Raw genomic sequence first — 26,027 nt, 5'->3', positions numbered from 1 at the left:
CGCCTCCCGGCCGCACCGTGCGCGCGTACCCACCCCGTGCGAGCTCCTCGCCGAAGGTGCCAGGCCGCGCACCGTGCGCACCTACTCACCCCGTGCGGACTTCCACGCCCCGTGCCACGCTGCATGCGCGCACCCAGCCGTCAGCCCCGCACCAGCCCACGAACACCGCACCGTGCGCCGGACGCGACCCACGAACGGACGGGAGGCACGGCGCCAGCCCGCCCCGCGCCTCCCGGCCGCACCGTGCGCACCTACCCACCCCGTGGGGACTTCCACGCCCCGTGCCGCGCTGGAAGCGCGCACCCAGCAGCCGATCCCGCACCCACCGACGAACGCCGCACCGTGCCAGCGCGACGACGCGAGGCGACGCGCGCGCCGCGCCTCAGAGCGCGACCGCAGCCGACTGCCGGGCGATCTCGAGTTCCTCGTTCGTCGGGATGACGAGCACCGCGACACGTGAGCCGTCCGTGGAGATGCGTCGCGCCTCCCGGGAGGCCAACTCGTTGCGGTCCGGGTCGATCTCGATGCCGAGGTGCTCCAGCCCGGCGAGCACGCGCCGGCGCAGCAGCGCGTTGTTCTCGCCGACCCCCGCGGTGAACACGACCGCGTCGAGTCCGCCGAGCTGCGCCGTGTAGGCGCCCACGTACCGGCGGATGCGGTGGCGGTACACGGCGAGCGCCGCCTCCGCCTGCTCGTCGCCCTTCGTGGCGGCGTCCTGCACGTCCCGCATGTCGCCGTTGCCGGTCAGACCGAGCAGTCCGGACCGCTTGTTGAGCATGGTGTCGAGCTCGTCGAAGGTCATCCCGGCCTCGCGGTGCAGGTGGATGAGAACCGCGGGGTCGAGGTCGCCGGACCGGGTGCCCATGACGAGCCCCTCGAGTGGCGTGAGCCCCATCGAGGTCTCGATCGACTTCCCGCCGTCGATGGCAGCGACGGAGGCCCCGTTGCCGAGGTGCAGCACGATCGTCTTGAGCTCGGCGAGCGGCCGGTCGAGGAACTCCGCGGCCTGTTCCGAGACGTACTTGTGGCTGGTGCCGTGCATGCCGTAGCGGCGGATCCCGTACTCGGCGGCGAGGTCGGCGGGGATCGCGTAGGTGTACGCGTGCGGCGGCATCGTCTGGTGGAACGCGGTGTCGAAGACGGCGACGTGCGGGACGTCCGAGAAGACCTGCTTGGCCGCCCGGATCCCCTCGAGGTTCGCCGGGTTGTGGAGCGGCGCGAGGCTGTTGAGGTCCTCGATCTGCTGCTCGACCTGGTCCGTGACGACCGTCGCGCGGTCGAAGGTGGTGCCGCCGTGCACGACGCGGTGGCCGACGACGGCGGGCGGGTGCTCGTCGAACGACGGGCCGACCTTCGTGAAGGCGTCGATCATCGCCTGGAACCCGGCCGCGTGGTCGGGCACCGATGCGGCGTCGTTGGACGACGACTCCCCCGTCAGCGCGTTGGTGTGCTTCCACGCCCCGGCGGACTCGCCGATGCGCTCGACGAGCCCGGAGGCGAGCGTGCGCTCGTCCTCGAGTTCGATGAGCTGGTACTTGAACGAACTCGAGCCGGAGTTGACGACGAGGGCTGCGGTCACGGGGTGGTCACTTTCTGTCGGGCCTGGAGGCGCGGTGCGGGTCGGGCGGTCAGGCCGCGTCGGTCGCGGTGCCGGCCTGGATCGCGGTGATCGCGACGGTGTTCACGATGTCGCCCACGAGGGCGCCCCGCGACAGGTCGTTGATCGGCTTGCGCAGGCCCTGCAGGACCGGCCCGATCGCGACGGCACCGGCCGAGCGCTGCACGGCCTTGTACGTGTTGTTGCCGGTGTTGAGGTCCGGGAAGATGAACACCGTCGCGCGGCCGGCGACCGGGGAGTCCGGCATCTTGGTCGACGCGACCGTGGGGTCGGCCGCGGCGTCGTACTGGATCGGGCCCTCGACGAGCAGGTCGGGCCGGCGTTCCCGCACGAACGCGGTGCCGGCGCGGACCTTGTCGACGTCGGCGCCGGAGCCGCTGTCGCCGGTGGAGTAGCTGAGCATCGCCACGCGGGGGTCGATGCCGAACTGGGTCGCGGTCTCGGCCGACGAGATCGCGATGTCGGCGAGCTGCTCGCTCGTCGGGTCCGGGATCACCGCGCAGTCACCGTAGACGAGCACGCGGTCGGCGAGCGCCATCAGGAAGACGCTCGACACGATGGAGGTGTCCGGACGGGTCTTGATGATCTCGAACGACGGCCGGATGGTGTGCGCCGTGGTGTGCTTCGCGCCGGAGACCATGCCGTCGGCGAGCCCGAGCTGCACCATCATCGTGCCGAAGTACGACACGTCGGTGACGGTGTCGCGGGCGAGCTCGATCGACATCCCCTTGTGCGCGCGGAGCCGGGTGTACTCCTCGGCGAAGCGTTCGCGGAGCTCGGGGTCGAACGGCGAGACGAGCTGTGCGGCCTCGAGGTCGAGCCCGAGTTCGGTCGCCCGGGTCCGGATGGCAGCGGGGTCACCGAGGATCGTCAGCTCGCAGACCTGGCGCTGCAGCAGCGTGGAGGCCGCGCGGAGGATGCGGTCGTCCTCACCCTCGGGCAGGACGATGCGCTTGCCGTAGCTGCGGGCCCGGTCGAGCAGGCCGTGCTCGAACATGAGCGGCGTGACGACCCCGGACGGGGTGAGCTGCAGACGGTCGCGCAGGGCCTCGGCGTCGACGTGCTGCTCGAACAGGGCGAGCGCCATGTCGGCCTTCCGGGGCGAGTCGGCGGCCAGGCGTCCGCGCGTCTGGGTGATCCGGAGGGCGGTGTCGTACGTGCCCAGGTCGTTCTGTGCGATCGGGAGCGAGCTCGACAGGCCCTCGAGCAGCCGCGACACCTGCGGGGCGATCTCGAACCCGCCGTTCAGGATGACTCCGGCCAGGCTCGGGAAGGTCTCCGACTGGTTGGCGAGGAGGGTGGCGATGAGGACGTCGCTGCGGTCACCGGGCACCACGACGATGCCGCCCTCGATCAGCCGGGGCAGGACGTTCTCCATGCTCATGCCCGCGACGACGGTGCCGAGGGCTTCGCGGTCGAGCAGGGCGTCGTCACCGCGGACCAGGGTGGCGCCGGTGGCCTGCAGCAGGGCGCGGACGGTCGGGGCGACGAGCACGCGGTCCTCGGGGATCGCCCACACCGGCACGTCCGGGTGGTCGTCGTGCACGGCCTGCTCGACGCTCGTCACGATCGCGGCGAGGGCGTCCGGGTCGGCGCGGTTCACCACGACGCCGAACAGCTGCGCGTGTGCCGCCCGCAGCTCGCTCGTCGTGACGTCCGCGACCTGCGCCATGCCCTCGGGTGTGCGGGCGCCGCGTTCGGCGGCGTCGCGGCCCCCGAGCACGAGGAGCACCGGGGCGCCGAGGTTCGCGGCGACCTTGGCGTTGAAGGACAGCTCGGTGGGGCTGCCGACGTCGGTGTAGTCGGACCCGAGCACCACGACGGCGTCGCACTGCCGCTCGACCTGCGCGAAGCGGGTGACGATCGTGCCGAGCGCCGCCTCGGGGTCGGCGTGCACGTCGTCGTAGGTGACCCCGACGGCGTCGTCGTAGGAGATGCCGACCGCGGTGTGCTGCAGCAGCAGTTCGAGCACGTAGTCGGGCTCGACGACCGAGCGGGCGACGGGACGGAACACGCCGACACGACCGACGGAGCGGGCGAGGGTCTCGAGGACACCGAGGGCGACGGTGCTCTTGCCCGTGTGCCCTTCTGCTGACGTGATGTAGATACGGGTCGACACGACGCCCAGGGTAGTCGTCGGACATGTCACGACATCTGGGAGCACCGAGGGCGGCGACACGCGGTCGTGAGCACCACGAAGAACCTGTACCATTGGGTGTCGCCGTCGCGAGGCGGTGTCAGGAGAATTCGCCTAGTGGCCTATGGCGCACGCTTGGAAAGCGTGTTGGGTGCAAGCCCTCGGGGGTTCGAATCCCCCATTCTCCGCCAGAAGGATCGAAGGACCCGCACCGACTCGGTGCGGGTCCTTCGTCGTTCCGGTCCCGTCCGGTCCCCCACCCGGTGGACCGGCACGTGCCCTGCTCCCCCTCCGTTGGCCGCGAAACGCCGACCGGGGGTGGAACGGGCTGTCCCCGGTCCCCGTCGGTCGCCTATGCTGGCCGAGCGCACGGCTCCGGGACGAGCCGACGCGGTGCATCGAGCGGCAGGGGCGTCGCTCGGAGGGCGTGCTGATCAGTGCGCCCGAACACCCGAGGGGACGAGGAGACGCACCATGGGGGACACGACTGTGCCCGCGGTGGCGCCGGTTCCCGCCGTCGTCTTCGACACCGTTCTGCGCCCCCGACGCTCGCTCGTCCGTTCCACGGCGCTCAGCATCGCGTTCTCCGCCGTGCCGCTCGCCGTCGCGCTGGTCTGGGTCTCCTTCCCGTTCCGCACGTGGGCCGTGTTCGCCGCGGTGGTCGTGGCGATGGCCGCGGTCGTCGGTGTCGTGTTCGTGCGACTGCACACGGCCTTCATCGGGATCGACGGCGACGGCCTCACGATCCGCGGCGTGCTCACCGGACGCCGGCGGATCGCCCGCGACCGTGTGCACAGCCTGGTCCTCGCCACCACGTTCGGCTCGTCGGTGGACCGCACGGTGCGCGAACTCGTGGCGTTCGACCGGACAGGGACCCATCTGTTCCGGCTCCGGGCCGACGTGTGGGGCGACGACGGGCTCGACCGGGTGGTCGACGCGCTCGGCGTGCAGGTCGTCGAGGAGTCCCGGCCGGTCTCCGCCCGCACCTTCGCGAAGCGCTACCCGACGAGCCGTGCCTGGTACGAGCAGCGTTCGGCGTACCTGCTCATCGGCGGGCTCACCGCGCTGGTCGTCGGCGGGCTGCTCGCCGTCGAGTTCGCCGGACTCAGCGCCCGCTGAACCTCCCCGACGGGGCCGCGGCAGGGGCCCGTGAGCCGACGAGCCCGTGGTCGCGGGCTCCGCGTCGGACGCGGGCCGCGCCTCCCGGCCCGTCAGCCCCGCGCCGGACGCGAGCCGTGCTGTACGAACCGTGGGCGGCGGAGACCCGTGTCGTCAGTGCGTCAGCGCGGGGACCGTCCGGGGGCGGACCACCAGCCACAGCATCAGGATCGCGACGGCGGCGGTGGACGCCATCACGATGGCCATCGGCGTCGCCGTCGTGATGCCCAGCCAGCCGACCACCGGCGAGATGAGCCCGGCCACGCCGAAGTTCAGGGCACCGAGCACCGAGGCGGCGGTCCCCGCCTCCTTGCCGTGGGCGGCGAGGCCGATCACCTGGACGAGCGGGAACGAGAACCCGCACGCCGCGATGAAGAACCACAGCGGCACGAGCACGCCGACCAGACCGGCGCCGAGCTGGTCGAGGACGATGATGGCGAGCGACGACAGCAGCAGCGTCGCCGTGGAGCACGCCAGGATCCACTGCGGACCGACGCGCTGGGCGAGCCGCGACGAGATCTGCACGCCGAGGACGACCCCGACGGAGTTCACGGCGAACAGCAGCCCGTACTGCTGCGCGTCGAGCCCGTAGACCTGCTGGAACAGGAACGGTGACGCGCTGAGGTACGAGAACAGGCCGCTGAACACCATCGCGCCGATGAGCGCGACGCCGACGAAGATCCGGTCGGAGAACAGCGCCTTGTAGCGCTGACCGATCGTGGAGTGCCCCGCCTCGTGGCGGCGGGCCGGCGGCAGGGTCTCGACGATCAGCAGGATCGAGGCGATCACCACGGCCAGGCCGTAGCAGGCGAGGAAGACGAAGATGCCGCGCCAGCTGGTGAACTGCAGCATCTGGGAGCCGATGAGCGGTGCGAGGATCGGCGCGAGACCGTTCACCATCGCCAGCCGCGACAGCATCCGGACCAGCGGCTTGCCACCGAACAGGTCACGGACGGTCGCCATCGCGACGACACCGCCGGCCGCCGCCCCCATGCCCTGCAGCACGCGGAACACCGCGAGGAGTTCGATGTCCGGCGCCGTGGCGGCACCGATCGAGGCGGCGATGTGCACCGTCGTCGCGATGATGAGCGGCAGTCGGCGGCCCACCTTGTCGCTCCAGGGGCCGACCAGGAGCTGCCCGATGGCGAAGCCGAGGGTCGTCGCGGTGAGCGTCAGCTGGACCGCACCGTCGGTGACGCCGAACTGGTCCTTGATCGCCGGGAACGCGGGCAGGTAGAGGTCGATCGTGAACGGCCCGAGCGCCGTGAGGGCGCCCAGGACGAAGACGTAGACGAGTCGCTGCCCGCGGGAGAGGGAGTCTCCGGGGTGCAGGACGACCCGGAGCGAACCGGTGGTGGCGGGCGCGGTCACGAGACTGGAGTCCTTCGACGATGAGGGGGTGGAGGGTGATCGCGGGTCGATCGAATCGATTCGTCCGCGGAACCATCCTACGGTCGGACACACATGCTCGGCGCCGCCGATCCTCGCTGCCCGCGCGAAGCGGCTCGTGCTGCCCCTCTGCCGTGCGCGGACCATGCGGTAGCGTCGGACTGCTCGGGGGCCTTCCGGGTGAAGCGGATCAGAAGGGGGTGGGCGTCATGGTGGATGCCCGGATCCTGCACACCACAGCAGCGTTGCGTGAGGCGATCCTGCGACTCGCCGCGGACCGGCCGGTCTCGGAGATCACCGTCGCCGACGTCACGCGTGCGGCCGGCATCAACCGGGCCACGTTCTACTCGCACGCCGTCTCCCCCGGGTCGCTGCTCGCCGATGTCCTGACGCCGGAGCTCGACCGCATCCGGCAGGACGACGCCGACGAACGCCGTGCCGCGGCAGCCCGGGGCGCCGGAGCCGACGAGCTCGCCACCATCACCCGGCGCGGCATCAACGCCGTCGTCGAGCACGTGACGACGCACCGTGACATCTACGGCAAGGCACTGCCGGACCCGAACGACGCGTCGCTGCACCGGCTGCTCGTCGAGCACTTCACCGTGTCGAGCGCCCTGCACATCCGGGAGCTCGACGCCGCACGCCGCCCCGAGCTGCTCGACGACGTCGCCGCGGGGTTCGTGGCGCAGGGCTTCGTCGGGGCGATCGAGGCCTGGCTCGCCGGGCCTCGTCGGTCACGGAAGGCGCTGGTCGAGACGATCACGCTGTCGTTCCCGACGTGGTGGAGCTGAGCCGGACCACCTGATCCGCTCGGTTGTGCTGCATCGCCGACGTCCGCGTCGGCCGACCGGCAGCGCCGGCGTCCGCGCGGCTGCTCCGGGTCGGTGGCGCGGCTACTCCGCGTCGGTCGTGTCGCCGTCCGTGGGGTCCGTCTCCGGCTTCTCGCCGCGCTGCAGCGACTGCACGACCTCGACCGCTGTCGCAGCGACGTCGGCGTCGTCCCCCTCCGAGGGCACCCGGTAGTCGGCGGACACCCCGTCGCCACCGGTCCCGGTCGCGGGCAGCGGGTCGCCGAGGGACACCACCACGACCCCCGCATCGTGTGCGGTCTGGATCACGCCGGTGAGCGCGGACGGCCGAGCTGCGTGCACGAGGAGTGCCTTCGCACCCTTCCGCACGAGCTGGGACACCGCGGCACGCTGGGCCGCCGCGGCACCCGATGCCGGTGCGACCCGGACGTCCGGGCGGAAGCCGGCGTCGGTCAGCCCGGTGCGGAGTCCGTCGGCGAGAGCGGCGTCGTCGTGGGCCAACACGACCCCGATCACGGCCTGCTGGTCGAACCCGCCGTCGGAACTCGTCAGGTCGGTGCTCTGCACGGGCGTCGGCGCGGCGGACGTCGTGCCCTGGCAACCGGCCAGGGTGAGTGCCGCCGCCAGGGCGACGGTCACGGCGACGATGCGCAGCACGGGGTCTCCTCTTCGGTCCGGTCTGCCACGCTACCCGGCGGCGGGGCCGTGCGACGACGGGGACGAGGACGATGCCGACGCGGTGGACCCCGGTGCCCCTGCCCCTGCCGACGCCACCGGTCCCGGGACCGGGCCGAGCCGGCGGACGGCCGCGATCGCCAGCACCGCGATACCGATCATCGCGGCGAACACCAGGGGGAACGACACCGTGGCGTCGGCTCCGCCGGTCGCGGTGAAGAGCAGGCCGGTCACGGCGAGGCCGATCACGCTGCCCGCGGCGTCGGCGATCGTCAGGGCCGAGCTCGCGAACCCGTCGTCGCCCTCGCCGGAGAACCGCAGGGTCAGCATCGACGCCCGCGGGTAGATCGCGCCCATGCCCGCACCGCCGACGAACCACCCGGCGACGAGCACCCACCACGACAGGTCGAGCGTGGCGACGGCCAGCGCGGTCACCAGGCTCACGAGCACCAGCGCGAGTCCGACCCCGAAGGTGCGGCGCGCGGTGAGCCGCTGCTCCCCCAGACGGCCGTGCGCCCAGCTCGAGGCGGCCCAGCTGACCGCCGCCACCGTCAGCGCGAGTCCGGCTGCCGACGGCGACAACCCGTGCTCGGCCTGCAGCAGGAACGGCACGTACGCCTCGCTGCCGAAGAACGACGCCGCCACCAGTCCGCGCAGCAGCACGACCGACGGCAGGCCCGCCGCCGCGCGGAACGTCCCGCTCGGCAGCAGCGGTCGCAGGGCGAACCAGGTGCCCACGAGACCGACCACCACGGCCGCGACCATGCCCCACGGGGTCAGGTCGGGCGCGACGTTGAGGAGCAGGATCGACACGGCTGCGGCCACCGACCAGCCGATCCGGGCACGCTGCCACGGCGGGCGGAGGGACGCGGCGGGAGCGTGCAACCGGCCGAGCGTCGGCACGAGCAGGGCGAAGGCGACGAGGGCGATCGCGAGGGCCCCGGCGAAGACCCAGTGCCAGTTCCACGTGTCGGTGACGATGCCCGCGAGGGCCGGGCCGACCAGCGCCGGCACGACCCAGGCGGCGGCGAACCCGGCGAACACCGGGCCGTGCAGCGCAGCGGGGAAGATCCGGGCGACCAGCACGTACAGCACCACGTCGATGGCCCCGGCGCCGAAGCCCTCGATGAGCCGCCCGGCCAGGAAGACCTCCATGGTCGGCGCGAGCATGACCACTGCCGTCCCGACGGCGAAGAACGCCGCCGAGACCCAGGCCACGATGCGACCGCCGGCCCGGTCGGTCCAGTTGCCGGCGAGCACCATCCCGGGCACGCCGGCGGCGAGCGGGGCGGCGAAGGCGAGCGCGTACAGGGTCTCGCCGTCGAGGTCGCGGCTGATCACCGGCATGATCGTGGTCATCGCCAGGTTCTGGAACGCGGCGACGCCGACGATCGCGACCATGCCGATCGTCGCGAGGGCGTACGGCCCGCTCAGCAGGCTGGTCCGCGACGCCGTGGTGCTCACCCGATCATCGTAGGGGCGAGCGACGACGCGGCGGCAGCAGCAGCAGCGGCAGCAGCAGCAGCGGCAGCAGCAGCAGCGGCAGCGGCAGCGGGCGGCAGCGGCAGCGGCAGCGGGCGGCAGCGGGCGGCAGCGGGCGGCAGCGGCAGCGGCAGCGGCAGCGTCACCGGCGACCGAGCGCCCGCACGCGCGTGCCCGGCAGCGCGGCCCGCCGCGTCAGCGCGCCAGCGCCTGCTCCAGGTCCGCCACCAGGTCGCCGGCGTCCTCGATGCCGACCGACAGCCGCACGACGTTCTCCGGCACGGCCAGCTCGGTGCCCTTCACCGACGCGTGGGTCATCTCGCTCGGGTACCCGATGAGCGACTCCACACCGCCGAGCGACTCGGCCAGGGCGAACAACTCCGTCGACTCCGCGAAGCGCTTCGCGGCCTCGGGGCCACCGGACAGCGCGACCGAGAGCATCCCGCCGAAGCCGCGCATCTGCCGCGCCGCGACGTCGTGCCCCGGGTGGTCGGGCAGGCCCGGGTAGTAGACGCGTTCGACGCCCGGCGCGACGACGAGCGCCTCGGCCACGGCCTGCGCGTTCCGGGAGTGCCGTTCCATCCGCACCGCGAGCGTCTTGATGCCGCGCGTGGTCAGGTAGGCGTCGAACGGCGACGAGATCGCGCCGGCGCCGAACTGCAGGAACTGCACCTTCGCGGCGAGCTCCTCGTCCGCGAGCACGACGGCACCGCCGACGACGTCGGAGTGTCCGCCGAGGTACTTCGTGGTCGAGTAGACGACGACGTCGGCGCCGAGCGACAGCGGCTGCTGCAGGTACGGCGACGCGAAGGTGTTGTCGACGACGACCAGGGCGCCGGACTCGTGCCCGAGGGTCGCGAGCGCGGCGATGTCGGCGATCTTCATCAGCGGGTTGGTCGGCGTCTCGACCCACAGCACGGTGGTGGCCGGGGCACCCTGCAGGGCGGCCCGGACCTGGTCGAGGTCGCTCATGTCGACGACGACGAGCTCCACGCCCCACGGCACGTGCAGCCGGCTGACCAGACGGTGGGTGCCGCCGTACACGTCGTTGCCCATCACGACACGGCCACCGGGGACCAGCGCGGCGCGGAGCAGGGCGTCCTCGGCGGCGAGCCCGGACGCGAACGACGACGCCGCGACGCCGCCGTCGAGGTCGGCGAGGAGCACCTGCAGCGAGTCGCGCGTCGGGTTGCCGGCGCGGGAGTACTCGTAGCCGTTGCGCATGCCGCCGACCCCGTCCTGCACGTACGTCGACGTCAGGTGGATCGGCGGGATGACGGCGCCGGTGGTCTCGTCGGGCTCCTGGCCGGCGTGGACGGCCCGGGTGCTGAACTCGGTCATGCTCGGTGGTTCCTTACTCGGAGAGGTAGGTGAGGAGGTCGTGCCGGGTCAGCACGGTGACGGGTTTGCCGTCCCCGACGACGAGGAGCGCGTCCGCCGATTCGAGCGCACGTCGCGCCGCGGACACGGATTCGCCGACGCCGATGAGCGGCAGCGGGTCGCCCACGAAGCCGGACAGGGCGTCCGACATCTTCGCGGCACCGGTGAAGACCTGCTCGAGCAACGCCTTCTCCTCGACGGCGCCGACGACCTCGCCGATGACGACGGGCGGCTCGGCGCTGAGCACGGGCATCTGCGAGACGCCGTACTTCGTCATGATGTCGACGACGTCGCGCACGGTGTCTGCCGGGTGCGCGTGCACCAGGTCGGGCAGGCGGCCGTCCTTGCCGGCGATGAGCGACCCGACGGTGCGCTCGTCGTCGGTCTCGGCGAAGCCGTAGGAGCGCATCCAGCGGTCGTTGAAGATCTTGCCGAGGTAGCCGCGGCCGCCGTCCGGCAGCAGCACCACGACGACGTCGTCCTCGGTCAGGTCGCGGGCCGCGCGGAGGGCCGCGACGACGGCCATGCCGCTCGACCCGCCGACGAGCAGGCCCTCTTCGCGTGCCAGACGGCGGGTCATCGCGAAGGAGTCGGCGTCCGACACTGCGATGATCTCGTCCGGAACGCCGGCGTCGTAGGCGCTCGGCCAGAAGTCCTCGCCGACGCCCTCGACGAGGTACGGGCGACCGGTGCCGCCGGAGTACACCGAGCCCTCGGGGTCCGCGCCGACGATCCGGACGCCGCCCTCGGACGCCTCCTTCAGGAACCGTCCGGTGCCCGAGATCGTGCCACCGGTGCCGACGCCCGCGACGAAGTGGGTGATCTGCCCCTCGGTGTCGCGCCAGATCTCCGGGCCGGTGGTCTCGTAGTGGCTGCGCGGGCCGTTCGGGTTGGCGTACTGGTTCGGCTTGTAGGCGCCCGGGATCTCCTGGACGAGCCGGTCCGACACCGAGTAGTAGGACTCGGGGTGCTCCGGTGCGACCGCGGTCGGGGTGACGACGATCTCGGCGCCGTACGCGGTCAGCACGTTGCGCTTGTCCTCGCCGACCTTGTCGGGCAGGACGAACACGCACCGGTAGCCGCGCTGCTGCGCGACCAGGGCGAGGCCGACACCGGTGTTGCCGGAGGTCGGTTCGACGATCGTGCCGCCGGGTCGGAGGTCACCGGAGGCCTCGGCCGCGTCGATGATCCGGGTGGCGATGCGGTCCTTCGACGACCCACCGGGGTTCAGGTACTCGACCTTCACCAGGATGGTCGCCCGCACCCCCTCGGTCACCCGGTTGAGCTTGACGAGCGGGGTGTCGCCGACCAGGTCGACGACGGAGTTCGCGTAACGCACGGATGGAGTCTAGGACGCGCTCCCCGCGTCGCGCTGGGATGTGTCGTCCGCGGACAGCGCACGCTCGCCGGGTCACCGACCACGTGCCCTGGTCGCGCTGCGCGGCGGACGGGAGGCCAGTGGCGGCGCCGCCACGGGCCTCCCGTCCGGCGCCCGGTCGCCTTCGCCCGATCAGGGGCGGAGGACGTCCGCCGACGTGTTCTGCTGCCGGTGCAGCTGCGCGTACGTGCCGTCGAGGGCGAGGAGTTCGTCGTGCGTGCCCTGCTCGACGATCCGGCCGTGGTCGAGGACGAAGATGACGTCGGCGTCGCGGATCGTCGACAGGCGGTGCGCGATCGAGATCGTGGTGCGGCCCGCCGCCGCGGTGTCGAGCGCCGTCTGCACGACGTGCTCCGAGATGGAGTCGAGCGCGCTGGTGGCCTCGTCGAGGACGAGCACCGGCGGGTCCTTGAGGAGCACCCGCGCGATGGCGATGCGCTGCTTCTCGCCGCCGGACAGACGGTAGCCGCGCTCCCCCACGACGGTGTCGTAGCCGTCCGGGAACGACGCGATGGTGTCGTGGATGTTCGCCGCACGGGCCGCCCGCTCGAGCTCGTCGTCCGTGGCGTCGGGCTTGGCGTACCGCAGGTTCTCGCCGATCGTGGCGTGGAACAGGTACGTCTCCTGGCTGACGATGCCGACGTGCCGCATCAGGTCCTCGTGCACCAGGTCGCGGACGTCCTGTCCGGCGAAGCGCACCGACCCCTCGGTCGCCTCGTACAGCCGGGGCACCAGGTAGGACACCGTCGTCTTTCCCGCGCCGGACGGGCCGACGAACGCCGCGAACTGTCCGGGGCGGAGCTCGAACGACACCCCGCGCAGGGTCGGCTTGTCGGCCTCGCCGTCCGGGTAGGTGAAGACGACGTCCTCGAAGGCGACGTGGCCGACCTTCGACTCGTCCACGGGCCGGGCGGTCGGCGAGTCCGTGATGGCCGGCTCGAGGTCGAAGTACTCGAAGATGCGGGCGAAGAGCGCACCGGAGGTCTGCAGGTCGAGGACCACGCGCAGCAGCCCCACGGTCGGGAACAGCAGCCGCGACTGCACCGTCGTGAAGGCGACGATGGTGCCGGCCGTGATCGGGACGTCACCGATGATCAGGTACGCGGCGACGACGTAGATGATCGCCGGGATGATCGACAGGAAGATCTGCACGATCGCGAAGAACCACTGCCCGGACATCTGCTGCCGCACCTGCAGGGTGATCTGGTTGCGGTTCTCGTCCCCGTAGCGACGGGTCTCGCTGGCCTGCTGGTTGAAGCTCTTCGCGAGCAGGATGCCGGAGACGCTCAGCGCCTCCTGCGTGATCGCCGTCATGTCGGACAGCGACTCCTGCGTCTGCGCGGCGATCCGCGCGCGCACCTGACCGACCCGGCGCTGCGCGATCACGAGCAGGGGCAGCAGGACCACCGCGACCAGGGTCATCTGCCAGCTCAGCAGCAGCATCGCGACCACGGCGGCGATCACGGTCACGGTGTTGCCGAGCACCGACGAGATCGTGTTGTTCAGCACGCTCGCCACACCGCCGACATCGTTCTGCAGGCGGGACTGGATCACCCCGGTCTTGGTGCGGGTGAAGAACGCGAGCTCCATCCGCTGCAGGTGTGCGAACAGGCGCATCCGCATCGCGCCCATGACCTTGTTGCCGACCGTCGCGGTCAGGTAGGTCTGCCACACACCGACCCCGGCGCTCGCGATCCAGAGCAGGACCATCGCCGACACGAGCTCGACCAGCACCGGGACGTCGGGGCGACCGGACGGCGGGAACAGCCCCCGGTCGAACGCCTGCTGGGTGAGCAGCGGCGGCACCACCGAGATGGCCGCGCCGACCAGCACGAGCACGACCGTCAGCACGATCGCCCGGCGGTGCGGCTGGAAGAGCGTGGCGATGCGCCGGACCAGGTGCGGGATCTTCGGCGCCTCGGCGTTGGCGGCCTTCTGCGCGCGGAAGTCGCCGCTCGAGATGCGCCCACCCCCGCGCGGACCGCCGCCCCGCCCGCCGTGTCCCATGCTCATGGAGCCACCGTAGCCCCGCGCTCGGACATCGACCGCCCTGTCCACAGCACCGCAGTATTTGACCCCGTTCAGGGGGCGTGCGAGCATGTGCCGTCCCCGTCCCCGCACCACCGAGGTCCCATGTCGTCCGCGCCGTCACGTCCCACGTCCCTGGGGGCGCAGCTCGCCCGCCGCAAGCCGATCGAGCAACTGCAGGCCGAGGCCGCTCGCGGCGTGAACGGCGAACCGCTCCGTCGGTCGCTCGGGGTCTGGCACCTCACGATGATCAGCGTCGGAGCCACGCTCGGCACCGGCATCCTGGTCGTCCTCGGCACCGCGGTCCCGCTCGCCGGTCCGGCCGTCTGGATCTCGTTCGTCGTCGCGGGCATCGCCGCGCTGCTGTCCGCGCTGTCCTACGCCGAGATGGCCGGCGCCGTCCCGACCTCGGGGTCCAGCTACTCCTACACCTACGTCACGATGGGCGAGGGCATCGCCTGGATCTGCGGCTGGTGCCTCGTGCTCGAGTACGCCGTCTCGGTGGCCGCGGTCGCCGTCGGCGCGAGCGAGTACGTCGACGAGACCCTCCGCGTGTTCGGGCTGCACCTGCCCACCGCACTCTCCGCTCCCCCGGTCGACGGCGGCGTGGTCAACCTGCCCGCGGCGGTCCTGGTCCTGCTCGCCACCGTCGTGCTGCTGCCAGGCGCCCGCGAGAGCGCCTGGGTGAACACGGTCATGGTTATCGTGAAGATCGCCCTGCTCGTCTTCTTCGTCGTCGTGGCCTTCACGGCGTTCCAGGCGCGGAACTTCGAGCCGCTCGCCCCGATGGGTGCCGCCGGCGTCACCGCCGCAGCCTCCCGCCTGTTCTTCTCGTACATCGGGTTCGACGCCGCCTCCACCGCCGGAGAAGAGGCGAAGAACCCCCGCCGCGACCTCCCCCGCGCGATCATCGGCTCCATCGCCCTCATCACCGCGCTGTACATCCTGGTGGCGATCGCCGCCATCGGTGCCCGCTCGTGGACGGCGTTCTCGTCGTCCGAGGCTTCGCTCGTCCGCATCGTCGTCGACGTCACGGGGCAGCCGCTCGTCGCCCTCGTGTTCTCCATCGGGGCCGTCGTGGCCATCGCCAGTGTCGTCCTCACCGTCCTGTACGGCCAGACCCGCATCCTCCTCACGATGTCCCGCGACGGCCTGGTGCCGAAGGTCTTCGGCCGGGTCTCCCGCCGCACCGGCACCCCGATCGCGAACACCCTCATCGTCGGGATCCTCGTGACGATCGTCGCTGCGCTCGTGCCCCTCGGGGAGCTCGCCGACGCCACGAGCATCGGCACCCTCGTCGCCTTCGCCCTGGTGAACGTGTCCGTCATCGTGCTCCGGCGCTCGCAGCCCGACCTCGAGCGCTCCTACCGCGTGCCGCTGTTCCCCGTCGTGCCGATCCTCGGCGCCCTGAGCTGCGTGCTCCTCGCGGTGTTCCTCGGCGCCACCACCTGGATCGCCTTCGGCATCTGGATGGTCGCCGGCGCCCTGCTCTACCTGGCCTACGGCCGCCGCCACAGCACCCTGCGCTGACGCCCGCCGGGCCCGCCCGCGCCGGACTTCACGGACTCACCGACACCTCACGCGCGCCGCGGCCCGTGAGCTGTCGGTGAGCCCGTGAACTCGTTCCGTGGTCCCTCCCTCCACAGCTGCCACGTCGAGACCAGTCGTCCACACATGTCGTCCGGGACCACCGGTGACAAGCGATGACGACGAGCATCACGGCATGAACGAGAGCACCCACCGCTCGCACCTGCTCCGCGCGACCACGCAGGACCCCGCCCACGCGAGACTCCTGCAGCGCCGGCACTCCTCGGGCGCGTTGGTCCGCCTGCTCGCGGGCGTGTACATCGCGGCGGAGGAGTGGGAAGCGCTGAGCTCCGCCGGCCGGCATCTGACCCGCGCACGGGCGATCGCGCCGCGGCTCCGTCCCGGTTCGGTGTTCTCCCACGTCACTGCCGCGCTGATCCACGGCTGGCCGCTGGTCGAGAACGCACCGGATCGCGTCCATGTGGTCGACCCCGCTGTCCCGGTCATCCAGCACCGAGCCGGTCTCGTCCGGCATCCGAGCAGCGTGCCACCGCGGACCGCCGCTGTCGCCTTCGATGGCGTTCCCGTCACGGCGCCGCTCGACACCGCGACGGCGCTCATCACGACAGGGTCACCCCACGCTGCCGCCGTGCCCGTCGACGCGGCGATCCGTCAGGGGACGGTCGCGCTGGACGACCTCCGCGGCGCGGTCCCCGTCCGCCCTGCACGGGGTTCGGTGCGCGCCGAGACGGTCATCTCGGCGCTCGATGCACGGCACGAGTCCGTCGGCGAATCGTTCGCCGCGATCCGGTTCGTGCAGCTCGGACTCCCCCGGTGTGAGCCGCAGGTCGAATTCCGACACCGAGACGGCACGGTCGACCGCGTCGACTTCTGGTTCCCGTCGCTCGGCGTCGTCGTGGAGTTCGACGGCAGGCAGAAGTACGTCGACCCGTCGATGCTGCAGGGTCGTGACCCGGCTGACGTCCTCTGGGCCGAGAAACGTCGCGAGGACCGGCTGCGCGCACTCCCCGCCGTCAGGGCAGTCATCCGCGTGACCTGGTGGCACCTCGTCGAGCCCGACCGCCTCCTCGCGCTCTTCCGCTCCCACGGCATCCTCGTCTGACCAGTGCGAGTTCACGCGGTGACCGACACCTCACGGGCGGGAGCGCGCGTGAAGTGTCGTTCAGCGCGAAACACCCCCGCCGCGCGCCAAACCCGCGCCGCACGCCCCCGCACACGACGAAGGCCGCCACCCCGAGGGGCAGCGGCCTTCGTGACCGAAACGGTCGAGACTACGCGAGCTCGATCGTGGCGCCGGCACCCTCAAGGGTGGCCTTGGCCTTGTCGGCGGTCTCCTTGTTGACACCCTCGAGGATCTTGGCGTCAGCGGTCTCGACGAGCGCCTTGGCCTCACCGAGGCCGAGCGACGTCAGGCCACGGACCTCCTTGATGACCTGGATCTTCTTGTCACCAGCGGACTTGAGGATGACGTCGAACTCGGTCTTCTCCTCAGCGGCCTCGGCCGGGGCAGCGGCGGCCGGAGCGGCAGCAGCGGCCGGGGCAGCAGCGGTGACCTCGAAGACCTCTTCGAACTTCTTCACGAAGTCCGAGAGCTCGATGAGCGTGAGCTCCTTGAAGGCCTCGATGAGCTCGTCCTGCGAAAGCTTCGCCATGATTTTCTCCTACTACTAGCTAGTACGTGTGGTTGATGAACGCGTGCCTGGTCAGGCCGCGGACTCCTGCTTCTCGCGAAGGGCGTCCACGGTGCGGACGGCCTGCGAGAGGGGTGCCTGGAACAGGTACGCAGCACCGAACAGCGAGGCCTTGAGTGCGCCGGCGAGCTTGCCGAGCAGCACTTCACGGGACTCGAGGTCGGCGAGCTTGTCCACCTCGGTCGCGGAGAGCGGGTTACCGTCGAAGTAACCACCCTTCACCACGAGCTCGGGGTTCGCCTTGGCGAATGCACGCAGCGACTTCGCGACGGCGACGGTGTCACCGTGGACGAAGGCGAGAGCGGACGGACCGGCGAGCTCGTCGTCGAACGACGAGATACCGGCGTTGTTCGCCGCGATCTTGGTCAGCGTGTTCTTCACCACGGCGTACGTGGCGTGCTCACGGATCGAGTTGCGGAGCTCCTTGAGCTGCGCGACCGTGAGACCGCGGTACTCGGTGAGCAGAACGGCGTTCGAGCTACGGAAGGACTCCGTGAGCTCGGCGACCGCAGCTTCCTTGTTCGCCATGGTTCTCCTTGGGGGTCTTGCCGGCAGCCCCAGGTCCACGAACGAAAAAAGCTCCGGCGCAGAGGCTCGGAGCTGCTCCCCCGAGAACGGGCGGAGTGGTTCGGAACACCTGCGCGGGATGCCTCACGAGTGAGGACCTTCGGTCACGCTGTTCACAAACACGTTGCGAGCAGCACGACATCCGGCGGTCTTTGGCTTCGAGAACTGTACCAGACGCTGTGGACGGGGCCAAACACCGGACTGGAGGCGCGGGGCGGCCCCGCCCCGCGCCTCCAGACCGCTAGTGGGCCGGGTCCACCGCAGCGGGCGTCGCGGACCAGTCCGCGGACCCAGCGGAACCATCGGACCCCGCGGAGCCCGCGGCCCCAGCGGACCCAGCCGCGGCTGCGGCTGCGGCGGCCGCAGCCGGGTCGCGCGGCAGGTGCACCGTGAACACGGTGTCCCCCGGCTCGCTCGTGACCTCGACCCTGCCGCCGTGGGCCTGCACGACCGCGTCCACGATCGCGAGCCCGAGCCCGGTCGACCCGACCGAACGCGAGCGCGAGCTGTCGGCCCGGGCGAACCGCTCGAACAGCTTCGGCAGGAACTCCGGGTCGATCCCCTGCCCGGTGTCGCGCACGGTGAGGTCCACACCGTCGGCGACAGGGGTGAGGCCGACCGTGATGCGGGTGCCCTCGGGCGTGTGGGTCCGGGCGTTCGTGACGAGGTTCACGATGACCTGGTGCAGCCGCGCGGCGTCACCCGTGACCGTCACCGGCTCCGGCGGGACGTCGACCTCGATGACGTGGTCGGGCGAAGCGGCGTGCGCGTCGTTGACCGCGTCGAGCACCAGGCCGGTGAGGTCGACGTCGGCGAACTGGATCTCGCGGCCCTCGTCGAGCCGGGCGAGGAGCAGCAGGTCCTCGACCATCGAGGTCATCCGGATGGACTCTGACTCGATGCGGCTCATCGCGTAGACGACGTCCTGCGGCAGATCGGCGCCCATGCGCCGGGTGAGTTCGGCGTACCCGCGCACCGAGGCGAGCGGGGTGCGGAGCTCGTGCGAGGCGTCGGCGACGAACTGCCGCACCTTCTGCTCGGAGCGTTCGCGGGCCTGCATCGCGCCGCTGATGTGCCCGAGCATCCGGTTGAAGGCGCTGCCGACCCGTCCGACCTCGGTGCGGGGGTCGGTATCGGGGACCCGGACGCCGTCGAGTGCGTCGCTGCGGTCGAGGGGCATCCGCGCGACGGTGGACGCGGTCTCGGCGACGCGGTCGAGCGGTCGCAGGGAGCGGCGGACCACCAGGGCGGCGACGAGCGATGCTGCCAGGAGCGCGAGCGCGGTGACGACGAGCACCACCCCGAGGAGCTTCCAGACGCTCTCGTACACCGGTGCCATCGGGAGCCCCACCACGAGCACCGCGGGTCCGACGGTCGCTGCGGTCACCCGGTAGCGACCGAGGTCGCCGCCGAGGTCGACCGTGTGCGGCTGCTTGTCGACCTGCACGCCGCCGAGCGGTGCGACCACCGATCCGGAGAGGCGTTCGATCCCCCCGGCGTTGTCGAGCACGCTGCCGACGACGACGTCCCCGTTGAGGAAGTAGACGGTCAGGGTGCCGGACGCCTGTCCGGACGGACGACCGATGTCGAGGCCGGGCCCGTTCCCGCCCTGCTGCTCGACGGATCGCTGGGCGCGGTCCGTGGCGAACTGCAGCTGTTCGTCGATCGCGGAGCGCTGGATCGAGAACAGCGCGATGATGCTGCCCGCCCCGATCACCGCACTCACGGCGACGACGAGGGCGACGATGCTCAGGACGAGCCGGCGCCGCAGGGTCACGAGGTCGGCTTGATGACGTACCCGACGCCGCGCACGGTGTGGATCATCGGGGTCTCGCCCGCGTCGATCTTCTTGCGCAGGTAGGAGATGTAGATCTCGACGACCGACGACTTGCCGCCGAAGTCGTACGACCAGACGCGGTCCAGGATCTGCGCCTTCGAGAGCACGCGGCGGGGGTTGCGCATCAGGAAGCGCAGCAGTTCGAACTCGGTGGCGGTGAGCTCGATCGGGCGTCCGGCCCGGGAGACCTCGTACGACTCCTCGTCGAGCACCAGGTCGCCCACGACGATGCGGGAGTCGCCGGCCTCGGAGATCGAGATCTGCGAGCGGCGGATGAGTCCGCGCAGACGCGCCACCACCTCTTCGAGGGAGAACGGCTTCGTGACGTAGTCGTCGCCGCCGGCGGTGAGCCCGGTGACGCGGTCCTCGACGCTGTCCTTCGCGGTGAGGAAGAGCACCGGGGTGTCGTCGTTGTTCTGCCGCAGCCGGCTCAGCACCTGCAGGCCGTCGAGGTCCGGCATCATCACGTCGAGCACCATCGCGTCCGGCTTGAACTCCCGCGCCGTCGACAGGGCGTCCTGTCCGCCGTTCGCACTCTTGACGTCCCAGCCCTCGTACCGGAGCGCCATGGACAACAGGTCGGTGAGGCTGGCTTCGTCGTCGACGACGAGGATGCGCAACGGGGTTCCGTCGGCACGCGTGAGGCGCGGGGCTGCTGCAGGCTGGGAGATGGTCACGTCTTCGAGTATCGAGAGATTCCTATGAGGCGTCTGTGGAGCGGCCCAGTGCGTTCTGTGGATCGAGGACACGTCCTCGTCCGCCGCTCCGTAGGTTGGCAGCATGTTGCGATCTGCAGCCTGGCCCTCGGCGGCCCGGCACCTCGACACCGCGCGGATCGAACGGACGACCGGGAGGCCCGGCTCGACCCCGACGGACCGGCTCGCCGTCGCGCGGGCGGTCGCGTCCACCACCCAGCCCCTGTCCGCCGGCACGGCCGGCTCGTACTTCGCCACGCTCGCCGCCGTCGCGGCGGCGGACGTCGCCACCGCTCGCACCCTGGAGCCGCACCTCGACGCCCTCGGGATCCTCGCCCAGGCCGGCGCGGAGGTCCCGGCCGACTCGACCTGGGGGGTCTTCGCGGCCGAGGGGCCCGGGTTGCGCCTCGACGCCGGCGCACAGGACGACGGCACGGTCCTGCTGCGCGGCACGAAGCCGTGGTGCTCCCTGGCGTCGACGCTGTCGCACGCGCTCGTCACCGCACACGCCGGCGACGACCGGCAGCTGTTCGCGGTGGACCTGCGGCAGGACGGCGTCACCGTGCACGACGAGGCGTGGGTCGCACGCGGGATGCCGGACGTGCCGAGCGGCCCGGTGGACTTCGCAGGGGTGCGCGCCTGGCCAGTCGGGGCGCCCGGGTGGTACCTCCGGCGTCCGGGCTTCGCCTGGGGTGGCATCGGTGTCGCGGCCTGCTGGTGGGGCGGCGCGGTCGGGCTCGGACGGGTCCTGCGCGACCTCGCCGCCGACCGCCCGGAGTCCGAGCTGCTGCAGGCGGCCCTCGGTGCCACCGTGGCCGACCTCGCCGACGCCGAGGACGCCCTCGCGGACGCCGCCGCCCGCATCGACGGCTCGGACCCTGCTGCCGACGACACCGACTGGAAGCTGCTCGCCCAGATGGTCCGGTCGCGGGTCCGACGCTCGGTCGACGCCGTGCGTGAGCGGGTGGTCGCGTCGGTCGGCCCGGCGCCGCTGACCTCCGACCAGGCCGTCGCCGCGCGGGTCGCCGACCTCGAGCTCTACGTCCTGCAGGACCACGGACAGCGGGACCTCGCCCGCATCGGCCGGATGGTGCTCGAGCGCGGCGGTGTCGCGTGGTGAACTTCGACCACCGCGAACCGGGCACCGACCCGGCGGCGTGGACGACGTTCCTCGACCGGGTGGACGCCCCGACGATCGACCTGGCCGGTACCGGGTCCGTGGTGGTCGTCGCACCGCACCCCGACGACGAGACACTCGGAGCCGGTGGCCTGATCGCGGCCGCTGCCCAGGCCGGGATCGCCGTGCACGTGCTGCTCCTCACCCGCGGCGAGCGCTCCCACCCGGACTCGCCCACGACGACACCGGAGCGGCTCGCCGCCACCCGCGACGACGAGTTCGTGGCGGCTCTGGGAGCCCTGCACCCCGACGCGACCTCGACCTCGTCGCGGATCCCCGACGGAGCGACCCGGGAGCACCGCGCCGAGGTGACCGCCGCCCTCGACGACGTGCTCGCCGCGGCCGCACGGCCCGCGCTGCTGGTCGCACCCTGGCGCGGGGACGGCCACCGCGACCACCGCATCGCCGGCGAGGTGGCCGAGGCCGCCGCGGCGAGCGCGACCGACGTCACCCTGCTCGCGTACCCGATCTGGGCCTGGCACTGGGACGACCCGGACGCGTCCGTCGCACCGTGGGACCGTGCCCGGACGCTGCCGCTGCCCGACGCGCTCGTCGCCCGGAAGCGTGCAGCGCTCGACGCCTACCCGTCGCAGACCCAGCCGCTCTCCCCGGCGGTCGGGGACGAGGCGATCGTCGACGACCGGCACGCCGCCCACCACCTGCGGACGACGGAGTGGTTCTTCGTGCCGGAGACCACGGCGTCGCGGTCGCGCGCGTCCTTCGACGCCCACTACGACCGGAAGCCCGAGGGGTGGGACTTCGACGGGTCCTGGTACGAGCAGCGCAAGCGTGCGGTGACCCTGGCCGCGCTCCCCCGCCCGCGCTTCCGGTCCGCGCTCGAGCTCGGGTGCGCGACCGGCGTCCTCACGGCCGCCCTCGCCGACCGCGCGGACGCCGTGCTCGGCACCGACATCGCGGCGGCACCGCTGGAACGCGCTGCCCGTCGTGCGCCGACCGCGCGGTTCGTGCAGGCTGCCCTGCCGTCGGAGTGGCCGGACGGGCGCTGGGACCTGGTGGTGATGTCCGAGGTCGGGTACTACCTGTCGCCCGCCGACCTCGACGCGACGATCGACCGGGTGCTCGGGTCGCTCGACGACGACGGCGTGCTCGTGGCCTGTCACTGGCGGCACCCCGACGACGAGGCGGTCTCGGGCGGCGACGCGGTGGACGCACGGTTGACCGAGCGGTGGCCGCGTCCCGCGCTGCTCCGGCACGTGGAGGAGGACTTCGTCCTGAGCGTCCTGCCCGGCCCCGCGGTCACCTCGGTGGCCCGGGCCGAGGGGATCATCCGGTGACCGGACCCCGACGACGGGCGCGCATCGACGTGGTGGTCCCCGCGCACGACGAGGCGGACCGGATCGCCGCGTGCCTCGACGCGCTCCTGGTGGCCGTCGATCGGCTCGGCACGGAGCGGCCCGGGATCGACGCCGCCGTCACGGTGGTGCTCGACGGCTGCACGGACGGCACCGCCGCCGTGGTCGAGCGGTACCCGGTCGACGTCCTCAGCACGGACCGGGTCGGTGTCGGTCGGGCGCGGACCATCGGGGCGTCGCACGCGCTCCGCGAGCACCCCGGTGACCCGGCTGAGCGGTGGCTCGCCCACACCGACGCCGATTCGCGGGTGCCCGTCCGGTGGCTCGTGCAGCAGGCGGACGCCCTGTCCTCCGGAGCCCAGGTCCTGGTCGGCGCCGTCGTCCCCGACCCGGACGACCTGGCGCCCGCCGTGCTCGACCGGTGGACGCGGGCGCACCCTCCCGGCGCCGCCCTCGGGCACGTGCACGGGGCGAACCTCGGTGTCCTCGCCGCCGCGTACGTCACGCTCGGTGGGTTCGATCCGGTGCCCGAGCACGAGGACGCCCGACTCGTCGCCCGGGCGCGGGCACTCGGGTTCCGGGTGGACGCGACCGTCGACCTGCCCGTGGTGACGAGCGGGCGCTTCGCCGGACGGACCCCCGGCGGGTACGCGGAACACCTGCGCCAGCGGTACGGCACCGCCGGCTGATCCACCCTTGGCGGGTTCATAGGCCCGCGATGGGCAGGTCATCGACAGCCTGCCTAGGTTCTCCTGCGTCGGCCCCGCCGCGTGCTCTGCGCGGCCGGTGCCCCCAGCCGGCCACCACCGAGGAGAAGCATGTTCCTGACCTACCTCAGGCGCGAACTCACGAACCGCAAGAAGCAGACCGTCATCATCGCGATGGGGATGGCCCTGGCCATCGCCCTCGTGGTGATCGTGTCGTCCATCTCGGGTGGTGTGCAGGCAGCGCAGACGAGCGTCCTGCAGTCCGTCTACGGCGTCGGCACCGACATCACCGTCACCAAGACCGCGACGGCGTCGACGAACGGCGGGCGTCCGAGCTTCGACTTCGGCAGCCAGGGCGACAGCGCCGACGACAGCGGCTCGACCGACCTGTCGCAGTCGCGGCTCGCGGTCGCCCGCGGCACGAGCACCCTGAACGCCGCGAACCTGTCCACGATCACGAGCACCGACGGCGTCGAGGCCGCGACGGGTGTGCTGACCCTCGAGAACAGCACGTTCTCCGGCCAGGTCCAGCAGCAGTCGACCGACGACAGCAGCACGGACAGCAGCAGCGACTCCAGCAGCGACAGCACGACCCAGCAGGGCCCGCCGAGCGGGGACACCGGCGGTGGCGGCGGGTTCGGCGGCGGGTCGTTCAGCGTCGACTCGTTCACGGTGACCGGCATCCCGGTGTCCGGCGCGACGGTCGGTCCGCTCACGAGCACCGAGCTCACGAAGGGGCGCACCTTCGCCGCGGAGGACGCGGGCAAGGACGTCGTCGTGCTCGATGCGTCGTACGCGAAGAGCGAGTCGAAGGCGGTCGGTGACACCGTCGACATCGGCGGCACCGACTTCACCGTCATCGGCATCGTCAGCTCCACCGGCTCGGCCTCGACCACGGGCTCGAACACCTACATCCCGCTCGACACCGCGCAGACGCTGGCCGACCTCGACGGCAAGGTCACCTCGATCTCCGTCTCAGCCGAGTCCTCGTCCGACGTCAGCGCGATCAAGTCCGCACTGCAGGCGAAGCTGACGAGCGCCACCGTCTCCACCGAGGCCGACCTGGCCTCGAGCGTGTCCGGGTCGCTCAGCACGGCGTCGAGCCTGGTCTCGAACCTCGGCAAGTGGCTGTCGATCGTCGTGCTCGCCGCGGCGTTCCTCATCGCGATCCTCTTCACGATCTCCGGCGTGACCCGCCGCACCCGCGAGTTCGGGACCCTCAAGGCGATCGGCTGGTCGAACGGCCGCATCACCCGACAGGTGGCCGGTGAGTCCCTGGTGCAGGGCCTGATCGGCGGCGTGCTCGGCGCCGCGGCCGGCCTGCTCGGCATCCTCGTCGTGAACGTCATCAGTCCGACGATCTCGGCGAGCGCCTCGAGCACGACCGGTGCCGGCGGCGGCATGCCCGGCGGCGCAGCGACCGCGGCCGCGGGCAGCGGCACGACGGGCGGCGCACCGGCCGGAGGCTTCGGCGGTGGCGCGAGCACCGCGTCGACGACGGACGTGGTCCTGCACGCCCCGGTGACCGTCGAGATCATCCTGCTGGCGATCGGCCTCGCGATCCTCGGCGGCCTCATCGCCGGCGCACTCGGCGGCTGGCGCGCGAGCCGGCTCCGTCCGGCCGAGGCGCTCCGGAGCGTGGCCTGATGCCCGGCCGCACCGACACGACCGAACCGACGACAGGAGCAACCGTGACCAGCACCGACACCGCGACCGGCGAGGCGGAGGCGAGCCGCGCCTCCAGTCCGATGTACCGGCTGACGAACGTCAGCAAGACCTACAAGCAGAAGAACCGGACCGTCACCGCCCTGACGAACGTGCACCTGACGATCCCGCAGGGACAGCTCGTAGCGGTCCAGGGGCCGACCGGCGGCGGGAAGTCGACGCTGCTGCAGATGCTCGGGGCACTCGACCGGCCGAGCGCCGGGTCGATCCACCTCGGTGGCGACCGCGACGTGGCGAAGCTCGGCGACGGCGCGCTGACCGACCTGCGGGCGACCGAGATCGGCTTCGTGTTCCAGAGCTTCAACCTGATCCCGACGCTGACGGCGCTCGAGAACGTCGAGACGGCGTTCGCGGGGTCGCTCGCGAACCGGTCCCGGGGCGAGGTCCGCGAGCGTGCCGTCGCGGCTCTGCGCGAGGTCGGACTGGGCGAGCGGATGGACCACCTACCGGCCGAGCTCTCCGGCGGGCAGCAGCAGCGCGTGGCGATCGCCCGCGCCCTGGTGAAGAACCCGAGCGTGCTGCTCGCCGACGAGCCGACGGGGGCGCTCGACGAGGCGACCCGCGACGAGATCATGGGGCTCATCGAGAAGCAGTGGAAGGAACGCGGTCTGACCGTCGTCATCGTCACGCACGACTCGTGGGTCGCGAAGCGCGCCGAGCGCCGTCTGCACATCAAGCAGGGGCAGGTGCGCGAGGTCTGACGGGGGCGGGCG

General features: G+C 72.0%; 22 protein-coding genes and 1 tRNA gene. 10 read left to right on the top strand and 13 right to left on the bottom strand.

Going from position 1 to position 26,027, the window contains the following annotated elements; translation table 11 throughout:
- Nucleotides 1-382: 382 nt before the first annotated feature.
- Both KK097_RS16565 and pta read right to left on the bottom strand, forming a co-directional pair.
- On the bottom strand, nt 383-1,579 hold the full coding sequence (locus tag KK097_RS16565) for an acetate/propionate family kinase (protein ID WP_214529507.1): 1,197 nt from the start codon (nt 1,577-1,579) through the stop codon (nt 383-385).
- A 49-nt stretch (nt 1,580-1,628) separates the two neighbouring features.
- The gene (gene pta, locus KK097_RS16560; protein ID WP_214545479.1) at nt 1,629-3,737 is read right to left on the bottom strand and encodes a phosphate acetyltransferase; all 2,109 of its coding nucleotides are present in this window, start codon (nt 3,735-3,737) and stop codon (nt 1,629-1,631) included.
- 121 nt (nt 3,738-3,858) lie between these two features.
- Here pta and KK097_RS16555 point away from each other — a divergent pair.
- Nucleotides 3,859-3,946, top strand: a tRNA-Ser gene (locus KK097_RS16555).
- Between the two features lie 283 nt (nt 3,947-4,229).
- Nucleotides 4,230-4,874, top strand: coding sequence for a hypothetical protein (locus KK097_RS16550; protein WP_214545478.1), 645 nt, complete (start codon nt 4,230-4,232; stop codon nt 4,872-4,874).
- Nucleotides 4,875-5,027: 153 nt separating this feature from the next.
- Here the strand turns inward: KK097_RS16550 and KK097_RS16545 are convergent, their stop codons facing one another.
- Nucleotides 5,028-6,284 carry a multidrug effflux MFS transporter gene (locus tag KK097_RS16545; protein ID WP_214529513.1) on the bottom strand — a complete coding sequence of 419 codons (1,257 nt, stop codon included), beginning with the start codon at nt 6,282-6,284 and terminating at the stop codon, nt 5,028-5,030.
- Between the two features lie 227 nt (nt 6,285-6,511).
- Between KK097_RS16545 and KK097_RS16540 the strand changes: the two genes are divergently transcribed.
- A complete protein-coding gene (locus KK097_RS16540) occupies nt 6,512-7,093 on the top strand; it encodes a TetR/AcrR family transcriptional regulator (RefSeq protein ID WP_214529515.1) in 582 nt (193 codons plus the stop codon).
- 102 nt (nt 7,094-7,195) lie between these two features.
- On the opposite strand, the gene KK097_RS16535 is transcribed toward KK097_RS16540, so the two are convergent.
- The 6 genes from KK097_RS16535 to KK097_RS16510 form a co-directional block, all read right to left on the bottom strand.
- Complete coding sequence (locus KK097_RS16535; RefSeq protein ID WP_214529517.1) at nt 7,196-7,768, bottom strand: substrate-binding domain-containing protein; 573 nt, start codon at nt 7,766-7,768, stop codon at nt 7,196-7,198.
- 30 nt (nt 7,769-7,798) lie between these two features.
- On the bottom strand, nt 7,799-9,250 hold the full coding sequence (locus KK097_RS16530) for an MFS transporter (protein ID WP_214545477.1): 1,452 nt from the start codon (nt 9,248-9,250) through the stop codon (nt 7,799-7,801).
- Nucleotides 9,247-9,414: a hypothetical protein gene (locus KK097_RS16525; protein WP_214545476.1), complete on the bottom strand. Its 168-nt coding sequence runs from the start codon at nt 9,412-9,414 to the stop codon at nt 9,247-9,249. The genes KK097_RS16530 and KK097_RS16525 overlap by 4 nt, the downstream gene beginning before the upstream one ends.
- Before the next feature lie 49 nt (nt 9,415-9,463).
- The gene (locus KK097_RS16520) at nt 9,464-10,609 is read right to left on the bottom strand and encodes a cystathionine gamma-synthase (protein ID WP_214529520.1); all 1,146 of its coding nucleotides are present in this window, start codon (nt 10,607-10,609) and stop codon (nt 9,464-9,466) included.
- Between the two features lie 13 nt (nt 10,610-10,622).
- Nucleotides 10,623-11,987: a cystathionine beta-synthase gene (locus KK097_RS16515; protein WP_214545475.1), complete on the bottom strand. Its 1,365-nt coding sequence runs from the start codon at nt 11,985-11,987 to the stop codon at nt 10,623-10,625.
- A 171-nt stretch (nt 11,988-12,158) separates the two neighbouring features.
- Nucleotides 12,159-14,033, bottom strand: a complete 1,875-nt coding sequence (locus KK097_RS16510; protein WP_214545480.1) for an ABC transporter ATP-binding protein — start codon at nt 14,031-14,033, stop codon at nt 12,159-12,161.
- Between the two features lie 126 nt (nt 14,034-14,159).
- Here KK097_RS16510 and KK097_RS16505 point away from each other — a divergent pair, with 126 nt between their 5' ends.
- Both KK097_RS16505 and KK097_RS16500 read left to right on the top strand, forming a co-directional pair.
- Nucleotides 14,160-15,584 carry an amino acid permease gene (locus KK097_RS16505; RefSeq protein ID WP_214545474.1) on the top strand — a complete coding sequence of 475 codons (1,425 nt, stop codon included), beginning with the start codon at nt 14,160-14,162 and terminating at the stop codon, nt 15,582-15,584.
- Nucleotides 15,585-15,777: 193 nt separating this feature from the next.
- A complete protein-coding gene (locus KK097_RS16500) occupies nt 15,778-16,704 on the top strand; it encodes a hypothetical protein (protein WP_214545473.1) in 927 nt (308 codons plus the stop codon).
- Between the two features lie 169 nt (nt 16,705-16,873).
- Here KK097_RS16500 and rplL read toward each other — a convergent pair whose 3' ends face one another.
- From rplL to KK097_RS16480, 4 genes are all read right to left on the bottom strand, one after another.
- Entirely contained in the window at nt 16,874-17,254 is a 381-nt protein-coding gene (rplL, locus tag KK097_RS16495; protein ID WP_214529527.1) for a 50S ribosomal protein L7/L12, read from the bottom strand.
- A 51-nt stretch (nt 17,255-17,305) separates the two neighbouring features.
- The gene (rplJ, locus tag KK097_RS16490; protein WP_182065696.1) at nt 17,306-17,821 is read right to left on the bottom strand and encodes a 50S ribosomal protein L10; all 516 of its coding nucleotides are present in this window, start codon (nt 17,819-17,821) and stop codon (nt 17,306-17,308) included.
- A gap of 280 nt (nt 17,822-18,101) precedes the next feature.
- Complete coding sequence (locus tag KK097_RS16485; protein ID WP_214545472.1) at nt 18,102-19,637, bottom strand: sensor histidine kinase; 1,536 nt, start codon at nt 19,635-19,637, stop codon at nt 18,102-18,104.
- Entirely contained in the window at nt 19,634-20,374 is a 741-nt protein-coding gene (locus KK097_RS16480) for a response regulator transcription factor (RefSeq protein ID WP_214529531.1), read from the bottom strand. The genes KK097_RS16485 and KK097_RS16480 overlap by 4 nt, the downstream gene beginning before the upstream one ends.
- A 103-nt stretch (nt 20,375-20,477) precedes the next feature.
- On the opposite strand from KK097_RS16480, the gene KK097_RS16475 reads away from it, so the two are divergent.
- The 5 genes from KK097_RS16475 to KK097_RS16455 all read left to right on the top strand — a co-directional run bounded on the left by KK097_RS16475 (nt 20,478) and on the right by KK097_RS16455 (nt 26,015).
- Nucleotides 20,478-21,512 carry an acyl-CoA dehydrogenase family protein gene (locus tag KK097_RS16475; RefSeq protein WP_214545471.1) on the top strand — a complete coding sequence of 345 codons (1,035 nt, stop codon included), beginning with the start codon at nt 20,478-20,480 and terminating at the stop codon, nt 21,510-21,512.
- Entirely contained in the window at nt 21,506-22,864 is a 1,359-nt protein-coding gene (locus tag KK097_RS16470) for a bifunctional PIG-L family deacetylase/class I SAM-dependent methyltransferase (RefSeq protein ID WP_214545470.1), read from the top strand. The genes KK097_RS16475 and KK097_RS16470 overlap by 7 nt, the downstream gene beginning before the upstream one ends.
- Complete coding sequence (locus KK097_RS16465; RefSeq protein WP_214545469.1) at nt 22,861-23,571, top strand: glycosyltransferase family 2 protein; 711 nt, start codon at nt 22,861-22,863, stop codon at nt 23,569-23,571. Before KK097_RS16470 ends, KK097_RS16465 begins: the two co-directional genes overlap by 4 nt.
- Before the next feature lie 129 nt (nt 23,572-23,700).
- Nucleotides 23,701-25,236, top strand: a complete 1,536-nt coding sequence (locus KK097_RS16460) for an ABC transporter permease (RefSeq protein ID WP_214545468.1) — start codon at nt 23,701-23,703, stop codon at nt 25,234-25,236.
- Nucleotides 25,237-25,337: 101 nt separating this feature from the next.
- Nucleotides 25,338-26,015, top strand: coding sequence for an ABC transporter ATP-binding protein (locus KK097_RS16455; RefSeq protein ID WP_214529672.1), 678 nt, complete (start codon nt 25,338-25,340; stop codon nt 26,013-26,015).
- Nucleotides 26,016-26,027 lie beyond the last annotated feature (12 nt).

Origin of the sequence: Curtobacterium flaccumfaciens (assembly GCF_018598405.1) — a bacterium.
GTDB lineage: Bacteria > Actinomycetota > Actinomycetes > Actinomycetales > Microbacteriaceae > Curtobacterium > Curtobacterium aurantiacum.
The sequence above is the reverse complement of the archived record's forward strand: the minus strand, read 5'-3'. Positions and strand labels throughout refer to the sequence as shown.

What these genes read in the sequence shown, in the direction of transcription:
- KK097_RS16550 (WP_214545478.1), top strand. Translation starts at nt 4,230, where the DNA reads ATGGGGGACACGACTGTGCCCGCGGTGGCGCCGGTTCCCGCCGTCGTC.
- KK097_RS16540 (WP_214529515.1), top strand. Translation starts at nt 6,512, where the DNA reads ATGGTGGATGCCCGGATCCTGCACACCACAGCAGCGTTGCGTGAGGCG.
- KK097_RS16520 (WP_214529520.1), bottom strand. Translation starts at nt 10,609, where the DNA reads ATGACCGAGTTCAGCACCCGGGCCGTCCACGCCGGCCAGGAGCCCGAC.
- KK097_RS16510 (WP_214545480.1), bottom strand. Translation starts at nt 14,033, where the DNA reads ATGGGACACGGCGGGCGGGGCGGCGGTCCGCGCGGGGGTGGGCGCATC.
- KK097_RS16505 (WP_214545474.1), top strand. Translation starts at nt 14,160, where the DNA reads ATGTCGTCCGCGCCGTCACGTCCCACGTCCCTGGGGGCGCAGCTCGCC.
- KK097_RS16500 (WP_214545473.1), top strand. Translation starts at nt 15,778, where the DNA reads ATGAACGAGAGCACCCACCGCTCGCACCTGCTCCGCGCGACCACGCAG.
- rplL (WP_214529527.1), bottom strand. Translation starts at nt 17,254, where the DNA reads ATGGCGAAGCTTTCGCAGGACGAGCTCATCGAGGCCTTCAAGGAGCTC.
- rplJ (WP_182065696.1), bottom strand. Translation starts at nt 17,821, where the DNA reads ATGGCGAACAAGGAAGCTGCGGTCGCCGAGCTCACGGAGTCCTTCCGT.
- KK097_RS16475 (WP_214545471.1), top strand. Translation starts at nt 20,478, where the DNA reads ATGTTGCGATCTGCAGCCTGGCCCTCGGCGGCCCGGCACCTCGACACC.
- KK097_RS16460 (WP_214545468.1), top strand. Translation starts at nt 23,701, where the DNA reads ATGTTCCTGACCTACCTCAGGCGCGAACTCACGAACCGCAAGAAGCAG.
- KK097_RS16455 (WP_214529672.1), top strand. Translation starts at nt 25,338, where the DNA reads ATGTACCGGCTGACGAACGTCAGCAAGACCTACAAGCAGAAGAACCGG.